Below are 15525 nucleotides of genomic sequence, written 5' to 3'. Positions count from 1 at the left end.
GATGGACCTCCCTTAGCGGCGCAGTGCGCGGCCCGGTTTGTTGGACGTTTTGGGCTGGTCGGCTTGCACGATCTTGAAGCGCGGGTCGCCGTTCAATTCCTGGACCTGTCCAAAACACTCCGCGAGTGTCGTCTCGTAAGGCAGATGCCGGTTCGCAACCATCACCAGCGTGCCCTTCGGCCTGAGTAAGCGCGCAGCGGATCGGATGAATTGCTGACCCAAAGAGGCATCAGGTGTGCGACTGGTATGGAAGGGTGGGTTCATCACGACCCAATCCAAACCGCCCGCATCGCCCCAGACTGTCGCATCCGCCCAATGCAGCGCGACACGATCATCGCTGACGTTCAGCGCCGCACAGGTCAGCGCGCGGTGGTCCGCTTCGATAAGGTCAATATGGGTGACACCGGGCACGCCCAGCAGATGCTTGGTCAGAAAGCCCCAGCCGCCCCCAAGGTCCGCACCCCGCCCCTTGAGCAGTTTGGGAAGCCCGGCCACCAAGGCAACTGATCCCAAATCCGGTCCATCCGCTGAGAACACTCCGGGCTGGGTGATCCAGCCATCGGTGACAGGGGCAGGGTCAGACAGCGCATATTCGGCAAAGGCTGTGCCCGCATCGAACCAGAACACCTTGCCATGTGCCTTGGACACCTGACCGTCAATCGTGACCCGCGCGCGGGCGAATTTCAGGATCGCGTCAATGCCATCGGTCTTGGCCCCGTCCACGATGACTCGCCCTCCGGCGGCCAGCGATTCAGCCTGTGCGATCAGACCGCGCGCAAGTTCCCGGCTGCGCGGCAAGGTGACATGCACCACATCCACGGGCTGCGTGGCTTGGGTCGTGACCGCGACGCCCATGGCATCAAACAGGTCATAGGACGGTTTGAAACTGTGCTGAACGGTGACGTTGCGCGTGGGCAAGACCCCCAGATCAGCATCGGGATTCGGTTCAATAAGAACAACACAAGCGTTCTCTGACAGGTCGAGAGTGCCTGTTTCAAGGGCATGGGCAAGTCTGGATAACGTCATGGGAGACCCGGGATACCCCGGTTATTCCTTTTCCATGGTGCATTGCAGCGGGTGTTGATGACGGCGCGCGAAATCCATCACCTGACCGACTTTGGTCTCTGCGATCTCGTGGCTGAACACACCGACAACGGCAACGCCTTTTTTGTGGACGGTCAACATGATTTCAAAGGCTTGCGCATGCGTCATACCAAAAAACCGCTCAAGCACATGCACGACAAATTCCATCGGCGTGTAATCATCATTGAGCAGCATCACCTTGTAAAGCGGTGGGCGTTTTGTCTTGGCACGGGTTTCCACGACGACACCAGTGTCGTTGTCCTCGTTTGACGGAGGTCCAGCCAATGGGCGGGACGACATGCGTGTGACGGTCAGGTGTGTCATGTGTGGAAAGGTGCCTCGCGTTCCATATCCTTGATGGCTCTATATAACCTGTCCTGACCCCGAGAAAAGAGGCGCAGGCCACACATGGCGCGAAAGCTGCAAACAATCGGCTTCGATGCCGACGATACGCTTTGGCACAACGAGCGGTTTTTCAAACTGACGCAGGACCGGTTTGAAGAGCTTTTGTCAGATTATACGGACACCTCCCAGCTGCATGACCGCCTTGTCGCGGCGGAAAAGCGCAATATCGGCCAATACGGATTCGGCGTGAAAGGGTTTGTCCTGTCGATGATCGAGACCGCGATTGACGTGACGGACGGCGCGGTGCCTGGCCACGTGATCCGCGAGATCCTTGATGCCGGACAGGACATGCTGGCCCATCCCATCGAATTGCTGCCGCACGCACGCACCACGGTTACAGCTTTGTCAGACACGCACCGGCTTGTCCTGATCACCAAGGGCGACCTGCTGCATCAAGAACGCAAATTGGCCCAATCGGGCTTGGGAGACCTGTTCGACGATGTGGCCATCGTGTCGGAAAAAACGGTTGCAACCTATCTTACGGCCTTTGCCAGCCATCCCGGTGGCACAGAGGCCGCAATGATGGTGGGCAATTCCATGCGCTCGGACGTCGTACCAGCAGTTGCCGCAGGCGCATGGGGCGTGTTTGTGCCCCATGCCCTCGAATGGGATCTGGAAAAAGCCGATCCGCCCAAAGCGCCGCGCTATCGCAGCATTGCGGATCTGGGTGATTTGCCCGCGTTGGTGGATCACATCGGCTGATGATCGCTGCCTTACTTCTGCCACATTGGCCGACCTTGTGAGCGAACGTCGCACGCCCCCAACATATTGCGGCACGTCGCTGCAAAATTGGGCAAAAAAGGTATATAAATAAGGACTTTATCGGCCTCTTTTCATATGTTAGGCTAATGGTAATAACAGTGCCGACCGGAAGAATCCGGCGGCCAGAGGCAGAAAAGGCGGAAATCGTGACGGGACGGCGTAGAAAGCCGGGTCGAGTAGGCCTGTATTTAATCACCGCAATCTGGTTGGCCGTTCTGGTCCCGATAAGCGCTATGGCGGCACCCTATGCAGGGGTGGTCATGGACGCGCGAAACGGCGAAGTGATTCACTCGGAAAACGCTGACACGCGTCTGCACCCAGCGTCGCTTACCAAGATGATGACGCTATATGTTGTGTTTGAAGCCGTGCAAAACGGCGAGATCAGCATGGACACACCGGTGCGAATTTCCAAGAAAGCCGCAGCAGAACCGCCCTCAAAGCTTGGCCTGCGGGCAGGATCAACGATCCAGTTGCGCTATCTCGTTCGCGCGGCCGCGATCAAATCTGCCAACGATGCCGCAACTGCCTTGGCCGAGGCGATTTCCGGATCTGAGGCCGCGTTTGCCCGCAGGATGAACCGCACGGCCAAAGCGCTTGGTATGTCGCGCACCACGTTCAAGAACGCCCATGGCCTGACCGAAAGCGGCCATATGTCCACAGCTCGGGACATGACGATCCTTGGACGGCATGTGCTGTATGACTACCCGCAGTATTACAATCTCTTTTCCCGTCGCAGCACGGATGCCGGGATCAAAGCGGTCGCCAACACCAACCGGCGTTTTCTGGACGCCTATAAGGGCGCGGACGGGATCAAGACCGGCTACACCCGCGCGGCGGGCTTCAACCTTGTTGCCTCTGCTGAACGGGGCAACGAACGGATCATCGTGACCGTGTTCGGCGGGAACTCGACCGCGTCGCGCAACGCGCAAGTGGCCAAGCTGATGGACCTTGGCTTCAACAAAGCGCCCAGCCGCATGGCGCTGCGCACACCGCGCAAACCGCCCTATCTGGGGCCAGACACATCTGCACCCACAGAAACCGTAATTGCGCGAAGCCAGACACCCTCGACCAACACGCGCGCGAAATCCATTCGGGTTGTCGCGGCAGCTGTGAAGACAAGCTTGCGCCCGACGGCGCGACCCGTGGCGCAACCTGTCCTGCCAGACGCTTTGGTGGCGGAGTTGCAGCAGGACATCCAATCCGTGCTCGCCGAAGTGCAAACTGAAGCGGTGCAAGAAATCACAGCCACGTCTGCACAAATCGCTTTGCCCATCGCCACACCGAACGTGGCCGAAAAGACAGCGCCCGCTGCGTCGGTCAAGCCGGTGGTCCGCCCGCGCACACTTGTGCTAGCCTCGGCCACAGCACGCCAGGCGCCCGAAGTGCAGCAGCCCGTACAAACCCGCGAAGCCGAAATCGTCACCCGGATCTCGACCTCTGGGGGCCGTCATTGGGGGATCAATGTCGGGCGTTTCCCCAGCCGTTTCGCCGCCGAGAAAGCGTTGCTCACAACCGCGCTGTCCGAGATGTCCACGCTTGACGGATCGTTGCGCAAGGTCGTCAACGGGTCACGCGGGTATGATGCGAATTTCATGGGGCTGAGCCGCGAAAGCGCGGACCTCGCCTGCCGACGGCTTCAAGCACGTCAGGTCACCTGCTTTATGATCGGGCCAAGCTAAGGCCCAAGGTCCTAGGATTTGGGGTGATCGTCGTAATCGTCTGACAGGATGCGCTGTGCGGCGCCATCCGGATCTTCGTATTGCCGGGCCTTCACCGTGAAAACAAACGCGACAAGCCCGATTCCGCCAAGGATCAGCGACACAGGGATCAGATAGGCGAGCACGTTCATCGAAAGCTCCGGGTTATTTCAGACGCAAAGCGTTGAGAGACACAGTAATCGAAGAGGTCGACATCGCCAATGCGGCGATCAGCGGCGAACACAATCCCGCAACCGCAAGCGGCACCGCGATGATGTTGTACCATGTGGCAATCGTAAAGTTCTGACGAATACGCTTGATCGCAACACGCGATGTCGACAGCGCATCCGCAATCGGTTCAAGCGAATTGCCCAGCAACACCACATCCGATGCCACCCGCGCCGCATCCAATGCACTTGCCGGTGAAATCGACGCATGTGCGCCAGCAAGGGCCGCGGTGTCGTTCAGCCCGTCACCGACCATCAAGACATGTTTGCCCGCATCGGTCAGTTGCGCAATCTTGGCGGCTTTTTCTTCTGGCAGGGCTTCGGCCACCCATCTGGCAATGCCCAGCCGGTTGGCAAAGGCCTCGACGGCTTGGGTCGTGTCACCAGACATCAGGATGACGTCATAGCCATCGTTTTGCAGTTTGGTGATCAGCGCCTCGGCCCCGTCCCGAATATGATCGGCAAAGCGGAACGGATCGGCAACCCGATCACCCACACGCAGCCATGCACAGGTCTCGGCGCTCTCTCCGCCGCCAACCCAACTTGCGCGACCCAGACGCACGGTCTGGCCCTTCCAGCGGCCTTCGGTCCCGTGGCCGGGAATTTCGGTGATCTCTGTAACGGCCTCTGGGGCCACTCCTGCTGTGCGGATGGCGTGGGCAAGCGCCTGTGACAGCGGGTGCGATGACCCGTCGGCCAAGGCCAAAGTGATCCCCAGATCACGGCGTGACTGATCGCCCAGATTGGTCACCTCGGGGGTGTCTGCGGTCAAGGTGCCGGTCTTGTCGAACACAACGGTGTCCACCTGCGCCATACGCTCCAGCGCGGTGGCGTCCTTGATCAGCAGCCCCTTGCGGAACAACCGCCCCGACGCCGCTGTTGTCACGGCAGGCACGGCCAGACCCAGCGCACAGGGGCAGGTTATGATCAGCACAGCCGCCGCAATGTTCAGCGCGGTGCGCAGGTCGAACGTGTAAAAGTACCAGCCCAAAAACGCCAAGGCCGACAAGATATGCACGCCCGGCGCATAAAGCTTTGCCGCCTTGTCGGCGAGCGAGGTGTAGCGCGACCGCCCGGATTCGGCGATAGCGACAAGATCGGCCATACGGTGCAACGACGTATCACGGCCAACCGCGTTCGCGCGGATGGTCAGCGGGCCGGTGAGGTTCACTTCGCCTGCGCTGACAATCGACCCCGGTCCGGCATAGATCGGGCGGGTTTCCCCTGTCAGCAGCGATCGGTCCAGTTCGGATTGTCCATCAATGATTTCACCATCCACCGGCATCCGCCCGCCGGGGCGCACGCGGATCAAATCGCCCACAACAAGAGCCGACATGGCGATCTGCTCTTCGCCGGCATCCGTCAGCCGCGACACGCGCGGGACTTCCAAGGCAGCAAGTTCTTCGGCGGCAGAACGCGCGGCAGATCGGGTGCGATGGTCCAGATATCGTCCCGCCAACAGGAAAAAGGTCAACGTGATTGCAGCATCAAAATAGGCATGTTCGCCGGACAGGGTTGTCTCCCAAAGCGATGTCGCCACCGCCAATACAATGGCGAGCGAAATCGGAACATCCATGTTCAGCCGCCCTGCCCGCAAAGCGGTCCAGGCGTGTTTGAAAAACGGCTGTGCTGAAAAGGCGATGGTGGGCAGCGCGATGGCGGCGGAAATCCAGTGGAACAAATCGCGTGTCTGGCCTTCCGCGCCCGACCAAACGGCCACGGACAACAGCATGATGTTCATCGCCGCAAAGAAAGACACGGCCAGCCGCATCAACAGGTCACGTCCCGCTTGGTCGGTCTCGGTCGCACGCAGGGCGGTTGTGTCCAGCTCGTGCGCCTCGAACCCGGCCTTTTCCAGAACCCGGATCAGATGCTCTGCTGTCATATCCGGCGCCGCTTCGATCTGGGCCCGTTTGAGAGTGAGGTTGACGCGTGCGCCCGTCACACCTTCGGTTGCGCCCAAGATGCGCTCTACCCCGGAAATGCAGGCCGAACAGTGGATCGCAGGCAGGGACAGAATGATGTTCACGTCTTTTGGCAAAGCTGCCGCCGCCAGCGCTTCGGCCGCGGGGGCGGCGGAACAGGCGGGACAGGCGGAGGTGGGAGGACGCATCGCGATGGTCATGGCTTAACTCTTGACGTGCAGGACAACGCGCTGTTCGAACAGCGACCCGTCCAGCGCCGTGGCTTTCATGCGGATGTTCCAATTGCCGGGACGCAGTGTTTCGCGCGCAACATAGGCGCGGCCATCAAAGGCAAAGTCCGGCACGCGGTCATCTTGCACATGGGTCGCGCGCCCCAGAACCGCATCAAGCGTGCCAGCCTGAACCGGGCGACCCGTGGCGTCCGTGATGCTCAGGATCAACAATCCACCCTTGGCTTCTGCGTAAACGGTCCAGCCCAGCGCTTCTTGCTCAGCGCGGCGGTCGTCAAACCCCTGCGACGCAACGTAGGAATTCTTGACTTCCAGACCCGGAAACGTGCTGACCGCCGAATAGGCAAGGAACAGGTTGACCGTGATGATGACAGCGAAACAGCTGCCAAAAATGGCCAGCGCGTGCCAACCGGTGAGTTTGCGTTCTTTGACCATCAGTTGCTTCTCCCGTTGAAGATCGTGTCGGTATAGGCGCGGTCGCCATTGGTCAGGTCTTCGACCCAAAACCGGATGTCGGTGCGTTCGTCTTCGGCCGGATCGGCACCGGCAGCTGCCACAACGTAAACGCGTTGCAGGTAGGTTTCGTTCGCCGGCACATTTGCGGTCTCGTAGGGCGTACCCTCAAGCTGGATGCGCAGCGAAGGGTGACCCGCCACAGACATGCGGAACGGACGCGCCTCGCCGTGTTTGTTGAGCAAACGGACGTCATAGGTGTTGCGGATCGACCCGTCGGACAGAGTCACAAAGGTCGGGTTGCGCACCGGCGCCACCGTCATGTCGATCTCGGGGCGGATGAACAGTGCAAAGACCAAACCGATCCCCACCAACGCCCAAAGCGCGGTATACATCATCGTACGAACGCGGAAGATGTGGAACCATGCAGAGCGCGGCGCTTCTCCGGCGCGTTCGCGGGGTTCGTCCGACAGTGCAAGATAGTCGATCAGGCCACGCGGCTTGCCGATCTTTTCCATGATGTCGTCACAGGCGTCGATGCACAGGCCGCAGGTGATACACTCCATCTGCTGACCGTCGCGGATGTCTATCCCCACAGGGCAGACGTTCACGCAGGCCATACAGTCGATACAATCGCCCAACTGCTCTGCGCCTTCACCTTTACGATGCTTGCCGCGCGGTTCGCCGCGCCATTCCCGGTATCCGATGGTCAGCGTGTCTTCGTCCATCATCGCGGCCTGAATACGCGGCCACGGGCAGGCATAGATGCAAATCTGTTCGCGGGCAAAGCCGCCGAAAAAGAAGGTGGTCGCCGTCAGGATCAGCATGGTGGTGTAGGCAACGGGATGCGCCTGTCCCGTGACCAGATTCCACAAAAGCGTCGGTGCGTCGGCAAAGTAGAACACCCACGCCCCGCCTGTCGCCAGACCGATCAGGAACCACGACACCCATTTGGTCACACGCAGGCGTGCCTTGCGGAAATCCATCTTTTCCTGCCGGTGCAGACGCAGGCGCGCGTTGCGGTCACCTTCGATCCACCGCTCGACCAGAATGAACAAATCGGTCCAAACGGTTTGCGGGCAGGCATAGCCGCACCATACCCGGCCCAACGCCGAAGTGAACAGAAACAGACCCAGACCCGCCATGATAAGAAGGCCCGCCACGAAATAAAATTCATGCGGCCAGATTTCAATCCAGAAGAAAAAGAACCGGCGATGCGCAAGATCAATCAGCACAGCCTGATCCGGCAATTCCGGCCCCCGGTCCCATCTGATCCATGGCGTGACATAATAAATGCCCAGCATGACAATCATGAGGATCCATTTGAAGTTGCGGAAATTGCCACTGACCCGCTTGGGGAAAATGGGTTCGCGCGCGGCGTAAAGGTTCGGCGGCGTTTGGTTTTCAGTTTGAGACACGAGACGGTTGGCTCCCAAAGACGTAGTGGCTTGATCGTCTTGTCTCAGGGGGCGGAGCGCCGGGCTTTGACTTGCATCAAATACTGTATCTTTAATTCAGCTTTTCGCGGCTTCCTTGCGAATCCAGCGGACAAACGCCCGCAACGGTGGCCGCAAGACGCCCGGTTTCGTCAGCATGTGATACCCCGCTTGGGGACGATCGCGGAACAGAATCACCAGTCTGCCTGCGGCGACGTCCTCGGCCACGGCCACCCATGTGGTCACTGCGATCCCCTGCCCGCGCCGCGCGGCGTCCAGCATGAGGTTACCCGGCAGCTCTGTGCGCGATTTGACCCGCCTATGCGCAAGGCCCTGCGCCGCCAACCAAGATGTGCTTTCGGTGGTGCCCAATTCTTCGAGCCAAGGATACGCCAACAGCGCCTCTGGGTCGTGGATCGTTGCGTCCTTGATCAACTCAGGGGCGGCGACCGCGACGATGGGCGCGGACATCAGGCAGACATGATCGAACCCCGGCCACGGCCCCTCGCCAAAGCGCAGCGCCACGTCGATGCCCCCGAATGCGGGATCCGTCAAGGCCGGGCTGGGCGTCAGCACCATATCAATACCTGGATGCGCCGATTGGAACCCCGCCAATCGCGGCATCAGCCACGCTGCGGCAAATGTCGGGGTGCAGGCGATGTTCAGGGGGCGTTCGCTGCGGGATTGGGTCGCGTGCAGCACGCCGGTGTTGATGCGCCCAAACCCGTCTTCCAGCGCGCGGGCAAGGTCGCGCCCCTCATCGGTCAGTTCAAGGGCACGGTTGCTGCGGTCAAACAGCGGCGTGCCCAGATGCGTCTCAAGGCTGCGCAACTGCTGCGAGACCGCCGCATGACTGACGTTCAGCGCGGCCCCTGCCCCAACCACAGACCCGCGTTCGACAAATGCGCAAAACGCGCGCAACGCGGCAAGAGAGGGAAGTCTGGACCAGTCAATCATGTAATTTAAACTTACATATTGGATTTATCCCTGAGTCGCACTTTCAGCAAAAATACGCAAGTATGATGTCACAAACACAAAAGAACAGGAGATCATCATGTTCACAACACTTGCACAAACTTACTTTCGCGCCAGTGGACTTTCGCCCACCCGCTACCAGAAAGACTTGCCGCAATCATGGTACCGGGAAGACCTGCGCACAGCCTCGGCGCCAAAGCGATGGGAAGATTGGAAGTGATGGACCCGGTGATCGGCCTACCACTGCGCCTGTGGTACGGGCAGGCACGAAAAAACCGCGCCCGGCAGGAACCGGGGCGCGGTTACATCTGGCGATCCGCCAAATGACAGCGCCGGTGCTTTGAGACGCGCGAACGGAACACAGCACCGGCACCTGATCTTCTGGCCCACGGGCCAGAAGATGTTGCGACTTTATACTTACTCGGGGGACGCTTCGCCACCGCCCAGACCGTGGACATAGGCAGCAACAGCGCGGATTTCAGCCTCGTTCAGACGATCCGCCCAAGAGGGCATTACACCGTAACGGGAATAGGTGATCGTTTCGATCAGCGTGTCGTAATCCCCGCCATAAAGCCAGATCGCGTCCGACAGATTTGGTGCGCCTTGCCAGACATCACCGCTACCGTCATCCATGTGACAAGCCGCGCAGTTATCAAGGTAGACCTCTTCACCTGCTGCTGCGAGCATCGCATCAACCGGGTCCCGACCGGAAAGCGTCATGACATAATTTGCGGCTTGGGCGATCTCTTCCGCTTCGAGCAATTCACCAAACACCGGCATTTCGGAATACCGTGCATCCGGGTCATTCTCGTTGCGGATGCCATGGGCGATGGTCGCGTGGATGCTTTCAATATCCCCACCCCAAAGCCAGTCATCGTCCAGCAGGTTCGGATAGCCCGATGCCTGCACGCCAGCTGCACCTGACCCGTGGCACTGCGAACACCAGGCGCGGAACACCGCCGCCCCCGCGTTCTGGGCGTACTGGTTCAGATCTGGATCGTTTGCAATCTCAGTCAGTTCAACCGATGCAAGCTGTGCGTTGATCCCTGCATTGGCGTCTTCAAACCGGGCGATGTCTTCAGCCACTTCGGCCCGGGTCGAATAGCCAAGAAGACCGGGTGTGGCCGCTGTGATGCCCGGCCATGCAGGATAGGCGATGCTATAAAGCACTGCCCATACGATACAGGCGTAGAACGTCCACAGCCACCAGCGCGGCAGGGGTTTGTTATATTCCTTGATTCCGTCCCACTCGTGGCCAGTTGTCTCGTAGTCGAGATCGTCGTCTTTCTTATTGCTCATTTCCTCGCCTCCTCAGATGCGGCGGGTTTGTCTTCGTAGCGGAACGGGATGTTGGCCGTGTCGCGGTGCGTCTTGTTGCTGCCGGGGCGCATGACCCAAAGGATCACCCCGACAAAGAACAGGAACAGCATAAGCAGCATCCAGCTGTCGGCGAATTCCCTTAGAAACGAATAGGTTTCCATATCGCCCTCCTTAGCGGCTTGCGTCTGGGGTGAAGGTCGAGAAATCGACCAACGTGCCCAACATTTGCAGATAGGCGATCAAGGCATCCGCTTCGGAAATGCCCGGCTGACCGTCGAAGTTTCGAACATTCACCGCTTCGCCATAGCGTTCCAGCAGGCCGTCATAGTCACTGTCCGGGTCCGCTTGGGCGCGGAAGTCCGCGCGGGCGGCTTCGATCATTTCGCTGGTATACGGCACGCCGACGAACGCATTGGTCGACAAGAGATCACCGATATGTTCGCCGTCCAGAAGGGTCGCTTCGAGGAAGCCATATTTCGGCATAACCGATTCCGGCACCACCGATTGCGGATCCCGCAGGTGATCGACGTGCCAATCGTCCGAATAGCGCCCCCCCACACGGGCGAGGTCAGGCCCCGTCCGTTTGGAGCCCCACTGGAACGGGTGATCGTACATCGACTCAGCCGCAAGGCTGTAGTGTCCGTAGCGTTCCACCTCATCCCGCATCGGACGGATCATCTGGCTATGGCAGACATAGCAGCCTTCGCGGACATAGACGTCGCGTCCGGTGAGTTCGAGCGGCGTGTAGGGACGCATGCCGTCTACTTTCTCGATCGTGTTTTCGAGATAGAAGAGCGGCACAATCTGCACCAGACCACCAATCGTGACCACGAGGAAACTGCACACGAGCAGAAGCGTCGCGTTGGTTTCAAGAATCTTGTGCTTGTCAAGAATACCCATTGTCAAAGCCTCCTTATTCGGCCGCGACGGCTGCTGACGCGCCGGCAGTTTCTTTTGCCGGGCCGCGTGTTGCAGTCATCCACAGGTTGTAACACATGATCAGCGCGCCGGTGAGGTACATCACACCCCCAAGACCACGGACCACATACATCGGGAACTTGGCGCTTACGGTGTCGGCAAAGCTGTTCACGAGGAACCCGTTTGCATCGACTTCGCGCCACATCAGGCCTTCCATGATCCCCGTGACCCACATCGAGGCCGCGTAGAGTATGATGCCGATGGTGGCGAGCCAGAAGTGCCAGGACACCATGCTCAGGCTATAAAGCCGTTGCTTGTTCCAGAGCTTCGGCACCAGGAAGTAGAGCGCGCCAAAGGTGATCATGCCGTTCCAGCCAAGCGCGCCGGAATGCACGTGACCGATGGTCCAGTCTGTATAGTGCGACAGCGAGTTCACCGCACGGATCGACATCATCGGACCTTCGAAAGTCGACATGCCGTAGAAACCAAGCGAGATCACCATCATCCGAATGACCGGATCAGTGCGCAGCTTGTCCCATGCACCCGAGAGCGTCATCAGACCGTTGATCATGCCACCCCATGAGGGCATCCAAAGAACGATCGAGAACACCATACCAAGGGTCGACGCCCAATCCGGCAAAGCGGTGTAGTGCAAGTGGTGCGGACCAGCCCAGATATACAGGAAGATCAGCGCCCAGAAGTGGATGATCGACAGTTTGTAGCTAAAGACCGGACGCTCAGCCTGCTTGGGAATGAAGTAGTACATCATGCCAAGGAAACCGGCGGTGAGGAAGAAGCCCACAGCGTTGTGGCCGTACCACCACTGCACCATCGCATCCTGCACACCGGCAAAGACCTGCACCGACTTGGAGCCGAAGATCGAGACCGGAATGCTCAGGTTGTTGAAGACGTGCAGCATCGCAACAGTGACGATAAAGGACAAGAAGAACCAGTTGGCCACATAGATATGCGGCTCTTTACGCTTGATGATCGTGCCGAGGAAAACCGCCAAATAGGCCAGCCAGACGATGGTCAGCCAAAGATCAACATACCATTCCGGTTCCGCGTATTCCTTGGACTGGGTCGCACCCAGAAGGTAGCCCGTTGCGGCCAGCACGATGAAGAGGTTGTAGCCCCAGAACACGAACCATCCCAGGTTCCCGCCCCAAAGGCGCGCGGCGCTGGTGCGCTGCACCACATAAAACGACGTCGCGATCAAAGCGTTGCCGCCAAACGCGAAAATCACCGCAGAGGTGTGCAGCGGACGCAGACGCCCAAAATTCGCGTAGCCCTGCGCCCATTCGAAATTAAGCCCCGGAAACGCCAGCTGGAATGCGATAAAGGTCCCGACAAGGAACCCTACAACACCCCAGAACGCCGTTGCAACCACGCCGTAGCGGATCACGCCGTCCATGTAGCTTGTTTCGAGAATGGCCGCTGGTACCGGTTCATCGGTGTTCCGCAGCGTCCAAAGGAAGAGCCCGGCAGATACCGCCATTATGATGATGGCGTGAACCTGATAGGCTAAATCGCGCGCATAGCTCGCAGCAATCATCGCAAAGAGCGTGATCAAACCAAGCGCGATCAGCTTGATATAGTTCAACATTTTTTTGTCCCTTCGTCTTTCCTGCGCGATTCGGCTGCCGCGCGGGCGGTTTTCAGACTGGGCCCTTAATGCGGAACTTGACGAAACCTATCCTTGATCTGCATCAATAGAATTGCTGGTCATGATTGATGGGTATCAATGCACGCACTGGAACGCCGTGACATGATAGGCGCATAGGACTTATCCAAGGGATCCAATCATGTCTTTCAAAACACTTCTGGCCGTCATCACTGATCAGGCCCAATTGAGCGACACACTCGCGCAGGCTGTCGCCATGGCCAGCGCGCTGGATGCCCATCTGGACGTTGTGTGTATTGGCGTCGACCGCACGCAAACCGGGTATTACTACGCCGGGATGAACGCGGCGGTGCTCCAGGAAACGATGAACCACGCCCGCGAAAACGCCTCTGAAATGTCCGAGGCCGCCAAAAAGGCTTTGAATGTGTCGGGGCTGCGGTGGGGCGTCACCGAAGCGGTGTGCCAGCTTGCCGATGTGTCACGGTTCGTGGCGTCGCATGCGCGGTTTGCGGATCTGGCCATTGTGCCCCGCCCCTATGGCGAGGACCGCGGGATCGAACTTGAGCCCGTCGTAGAAGGCGCGTTGTTCGAGGGGCAATCGCCAGTGATCGTGCTGCCCGATCAGGGGCCCGAGTTGAAAGTGCCTGAAAAAATCGCCATCGGCTGGAACGAAAGCGCCGAGGCTTTGCGCGCCGTGCGCAGCGCCCTGCCCTTGCTCAGCAGCGCCCAGATCGTGCATATCGTGGTCATTGATCCGCCCAAACATGGCCCCACGCGGTCTGACCCCGGTGGTCAATTGTCACAGTTTCTGGCCCGCCACGATGTGAAGGTGGAAATCGACGTGCTGTCCAAGACCATGCCGCGCGTGTCGGATGTGATGCGCCGCCATGTCATCGATATCAACGCTGATCTGATGGTGATGGGCGCGTATGGGCATTCGCGTTTCCGCGAGGCCGTTCTGGGCGGGGTGACCCGCAACATGCTGGAAACCTGCGAAATCCCGGTTTTCATGGCGCATTGAACCGGCGCGCAGATTGGCCTAGCCCGCCAAAAGCCGCAAACCTTGGGTCACATCAGACCGCACCGCAAGTCGCAGGCCGGGTTCATCCCCGGCCTTTAGCGCGGCAATGATCAACCGGTGATATTGTGGCGCTTCGGTACGGCGCAAACGGCCATAGAGCGCCCGCATGGTCGGCCCAAGCTGAAGCCAGACGGTTTCCGCCATCGCCAGCATCGCAGGTGCCTGCGCCCGCAGGTACAGCGTCCGATGAAAATCGAGATTGGTCCGGATATAACCCACTGAATCACGGTTTGAGATCGCATCGGCAATCGTGCCATTGATGCTTTGAAGCCGTTCAATCAGGGCCAAATGTGCCCGAGGCAAGGCCCGGCTGGCCAGCTCGACCTCGATCAGGGCACGCAGGGCAGCCAATTCTTCGATCCGGTCATTCGACAGCTCTGGCGTCGAGACCCGGCCCGAGGCTGACATCGACAACGCACCTTCGGCGACAAGCCGTTGAAATGCTTCGCGCGCGGGGGTCATGGAGACATCGAATTCCCGTCCAACCCCGCGCAGCGTCAGAGGTTCGCCCGGCGACATCTGGCCGAACATGATCCGGTTGCGCAACCCGCGATAGACACGGTCATGCGCGGACAAGGTGGGTTCAGTGGGGCGGGGAATGACGCTCATACCGAACTGTGATCACAGCTGTCAGGGCGGTCAAGCATCAAACCGGAAGCGGTGCAGCTTTGGGCCGTCTTGCCGCAGCCATGCGCGCGCCTCTTGGTGGGGACCGTAAAGCTGATCCACCACGCGCCAGAAATCTGCGGAATGGTTCATTTCCTGCAAATGTGCCACTTCATGCGCCGCGACATAGGCCAGCACCGATTTCGGTGCGAGGATCAACCGCCACGAATACATGAGCGCCCCGGCAGACGAACACGACCCCCAGCGCGACCGCGTGTCCCGCAGGCTCAGCCGCGCATAGCCGCGCCCCAGCCGTTCGGCGTAATGGTCCGATGCACGGGTCAGCTCCGCACGGGCCTGCTCTTTCAGCCAGGCCAACAGATGAAGCCGCCCTTTCTCCACCGGCTGTGGCAGTTCAATTGTGTTGCCCACGACGCGCAATCGTTTGCCCGCGCCCGCGACAAGCTGAAATTGCGCCCCGCCCACATTCAGGGTTTGCCCCGGCCCGACATGAACAGTTGCGGCCTGTTGCGACAGATGGCCAAGCACCCAATCCTGCTTTTCTGCGGCAAAAGCGAGCGCTTCGCGGTCGGACACGCCACGCGGCACGGTCAGGGTCACAGCGCCATCAACGCGCGATATCCGTAGCGTCATGCGCCGTGCCCGCGGGTTTTTCCGCAGTTTCAACGTAATTTCGGGGTTGCCCGGAAGAGTTGTAACGCCCATATGCCGCTCGATGAGATCCGTGCCGTAAAGCCTTTGACACTGGTTCGGTGTTATGGC

General features: G+C 59.5%; 17 protein-coding genes. 4 read left to right on the top strand and 13 right to left on the bottom strand.

The genetic code is table 11. The annotated features are described in order from the left end of the window. Positions 1–12: 12 nt before the first annotated feature. Entirely contained in the window at positions 13–1026 is a 1014-nt protein-coding gene (locus tag ACSHXH_RS00800) for a class I SAM-dependent methyltransferase (RefSeq protein ID WP_435669845.1), read from the bottom strand. Between the two features lie 21 nt (positions 1027–1047). Next, a complete protein-coding gene (gene clpS, locus ACSHXH_RS00795; RefSeq protein ID WP_435670174.1) occupies positions 1048–1383 on the bottom strand; it encodes an ATP-dependent Clp protease adapter ClpS in 336 nt (111 codons plus the stop codon). Positions 1384–1491: 108 nt separating this feature from the next. Between clpS and ACSHXH_RS00790 the strand changes: the two genes are divergently transcribed. Continuing rightward, positions 1492–2190 carry an HAD family hydrolase gene (locus ACSHXH_RS00790; protein WP_435669844.1) on the top strand — a complete coding sequence of 233 codons (699 nt, stop codon included), beginning with the start codon at positions 1492–1494 and terminating at the stop codon, positions 2188–2190. 320 nt (positions 2191–2510) lie between these two features. Further along, a complete protein-coding gene (locus ACSHXH_RS00785) occupies positions 2511–3929 on the top strand; it encodes a serine hydrolase (RefSeq protein WP_435669843.1) in 1419 nt (472 codons plus the stop codon). 11 nt (positions 3930–3940) lie between these two features. Here ACSHXH_RS00785 and ccoS read toward each other — a convergent pair whose 3' ends face one another. From ccoS to ACSHXH_RS00760, 5 genes are all read right to left on the bottom strand, one after another. Further along, complete coding sequence (gene ccoS, locus ACSHXH_RS00780) at positions 3941–4099, bottom strand: cbb3-type cytochrome oxidase assembly protein CcoS (protein WP_435669842.1); 159 nt, start codon at positions 4097–4099, stop codon at positions 3941–3943. A gap of 13 nt (positions 4100–4112) precedes the next feature. Next, on the bottom strand, positions 4113–6299 hold the full coding sequence (locus ACSHXH_RS00775; RefSeq protein ID WP_435669841.1) for a heavy metal translocating P-type ATPase: 2187 nt from the start codon (positions 6297–6299) through the stop codon (positions 4113–4115). Positions 6300–6302: 3 nt separating this feature from the next. Next, on the bottom strand, positions 6303–6764 hold the full coding sequence (locus tag ACSHXH_RS00770; protein ID WP_435669840.1) for a FixH family protein: 462 nt from the start codon (positions 6762–6764) through the stop codon (positions 6303–6305). Next, positions 6764–8200, bottom strand: a complete 1437-nt coding sequence (gene ccoG, locus ACSHXH_RS00765; protein ID WP_435669839.1) for a cytochrome c oxidase accessory protein CcoG — start codon at positions 8198–8200, stop codon at positions 6764–6766. Before ccoG ends, ACSHXH_RS00770 begins: the two co-directional genes overlap by 1 nt. A gap of 96 nt (positions 8201–8296) precedes the next feature. Continuing rightward, entirely contained in the window at positions 8297–9175 is an 879-nt protein-coding gene (locus tag ACSHXH_RS00760; RefSeq protein WP_435669838.1) for a LysR family transcriptional regulator, read from the bottom strand. A gap of 97 nt (positions 9176–9272) precedes the next feature. Between ACSHXH_RS00760 and ACSHXH_RS00755 the strand changes: the two genes are divergently transcribed. After that, positions 9273–9413: a hypothetical protein gene (locus tag ACSHXH_RS00755; RefSeq protein ID WP_435669837.1), complete on the top strand. Its 141-nt coding sequence runs from the start codon at positions 9273–9275 to the stop codon at positions 9411–9413. Between the two features lie 197 nt (positions 9414–9610). Here ACSHXH_RS00755 and ccoP read toward each other — a convergent pair whose 3' ends face one another. Genes ccoP through ccoN form a run of 4 tightly spaced genes read right to left on the bottom strand, consistent with a single transcriptional unit; the run spans position 9611 to position 13037 of the window. Further along, positions 9611–10492: a cytochrome-c oxidase, cbb3-type subunit III gene (gene ccoP, locus ACSHXH_RS00750; RefSeq protein ID WP_435669836.1), complete on the bottom strand. Its 882-nt coding sequence runs from the start codon at positions 10490–10492 to the stop codon at positions 9611–9613. Further along, positions 10489–10674 carry a cbb3-type cytochrome c oxidase subunit 3 gene (locus ACSHXH_RS00745; RefSeq protein WP_435669835.1) on the bottom strand — a complete coding sequence of 62 codons (186 nt, stop codon included), beginning with the start codon at positions 10672–10674 and terminating at the stop codon, positions 10489–10491. The genes ccoP and ACSHXH_RS00745 overlap by 4 nt, the downstream gene beginning before the upstream one ends. Positions 10675–10684: 10 nt before the next feature. Further along, the gene (gene ccoO, locus ACSHXH_RS00740) at positions 10685–11413 is read right to left on the bottom strand and encodes a cytochrome-c oxidase, cbb3-type subunit II (RefSeq protein WP_435669834.1); all 729 of its coding nucleotides are present in this window, start codon (positions 11411–11413) and stop codon (positions 10685–10687) included. Positions 11414–11426: 13 nt separating this feature from the next. Next, on the bottom strand, positions 11427–13037 hold the full coding sequence (ccoN, locus tag ACSHXH_RS00735; protein ID WP_435669833.1) for a cytochrome-c oxidase, cbb3-type subunit I: 1611 nt from the start codon (positions 13035–13037) through the stop codon (positions 11427–11429). A 199-nt stretch (positions 13038–13236) separates the two neighbouring features. Here ccoN and ACSHXH_RS00730 point away from each other — a divergent pair, with 199 nt between their 5' ends. Continuing rightward, positions 13237–14076: a universal stress protein gene (locus ACSHXH_RS00730; RefSeq protein WP_435669832.1), complete on the top strand. Its 840-nt coding sequence runs from the start codon at positions 13237–13239 to the stop codon at positions 14074–14076. A gap of 18 nt (positions 14077–14094) precedes the next feature. On the opposite strand, the gene ACSHXH_RS00725 is transcribed toward ACSHXH_RS00730, so the two are convergent. Next, positions 14095–14745 carry a GntR family transcriptional regulator gene (locus ACSHXH_RS00725; RefSeq protein WP_435669831.1) on the bottom strand — a complete coding sequence of 217 codons (651 nt, stop codon included), beginning with the start codon at positions 14743–14745 and terminating at the stop codon, positions 14095–14097. Between the two features lie 30 nt (positions 14746–14775). Next, entirely contained in the window at positions 14776–15396 is a 621-nt protein-coding gene (locus ACSHXH_RS00720; protein WP_435669830.1) for a M48 family metallopeptidase, read from the bottom strand. Positions 15397–15525 lie beyond the last annotated feature (129 nt).

The sequence above is a fragment of the Marivita sp. genome, from assembly GCF_051251565.1.
Taxonomy (GTDB): Bacteria; Pseudomonadota; Alphaproteobacteria; order Rhodobacterales; family Rhodobacteraceae; genus Marivita.
This window is presented reverse-complemented; position numbering and strand designations above follow the sequence as displayed.

Coding starts and splice junctions, on each gene's coding strand:
- ccoP (WP_435669836.1), bottom strand. CDS start 10,492: ATGAGCAATAAGAAAGACGACGATCTCGACTACGAGACAACTGGCCAC.
- clpS (WP_435670174.1), bottom strand. CDS start 1,383: ATGTCGTCCCGCCCATTGGCTGGACCTCCGTCAAACGAGGACAACGAC.
- ccoO (WP_435669834.1), bottom strand. CDS start 11,413: ATGGGTATTCTTGACAAGCACAAGATTCTTGAAACCAACGCGACGCTT.
- ACSHXH_RS00725 (WP_435669831.1), bottom strand. CDS start 14,745: ATGAGCGTCATTCCCCGCCCCACTGAACCCACCTTGTCCGCGCATGAC.
- ACSHXH_RS00775 (WP_435669841.1), bottom strand. CDS start 6,299: ATGACCATCGCGATGCGTCCTCCCACCTCCGCCTGTCCCGCCTGTTCC.
- ACSHXH_RS00755 (WP_435669837.1), top strand. CDS start 9,273: ATGTTCACAACACTTGCACAAACTTACTTTCGCGCCAGTGGACTTTCG.
- ccoN (WP_435669833.1), bottom strand. CDS start 13,037: ATGTTGAACTATATCAAGCTGATCGCGCTTGGTTTGATCACGCTCTTT.
- ACSHXH_RS00770 (WP_435669840.1), bottom strand. CDS start 6,764: ATGGTCAAAGAACGCAAACTCACCGGTTGGCACGCGCTGGCCATTTTT.
- ACSHXH_RS00730 (WP_435669832.1), top strand. CDS start 13,237: ATGTCTTTCAAAACACTTCTGGCCGTCATCACTGATCAGGCCCAATTG.
- ccoS (WP_435669842.1), bottom strand. CDS start 4,099: ATGAACGTGCTCGCCTATCTGATCCCTGTGTCGCTGATCCTTGGCGGA.
- ACSHXH_RS00800 (WP_435669845.1), bottom strand. CDS start 1,026: ATGACGTTATCCAGACTTGCCCATGCCCTTGAAACAGGCACTCTCGAC.
- ACSHXH_RS00720 (WP_435669830.1), bottom strand. CDS start 15,396: ATGACGCTACGGATATCGCGCGTTGATGGCGCTGTGACCCTGACCGTG.
- ACSHXH_RS00745 (WP_435669835.1), bottom strand. CDS start 10,674: ATGGAAACCTATTCGTTTCTAAGGGAATTCGCCGACAGCTGGATGCTG.
- ACSHXH_RS00790 (WP_435669844.1), top strand. CDS start 1,492: ATGGCGCGAAAGCTGCAAACAATCGGCTTCGATGCCGACGATACGCTT.
- ACSHXH_RS00760 (WP_435669838.1), bottom strand. CDS start 9,175: ATGATTGACTGGTCCAGACTTCCCTCTCTTGCCGCGTTGCGCGCGTTT.
- ACSHXH_RS00785 (WP_435669843.1), top strand. CDS start 2,511: ATGGACGCGCGAAACGGCGAAGTGATTCACTCGGAAAACGCTGACACG.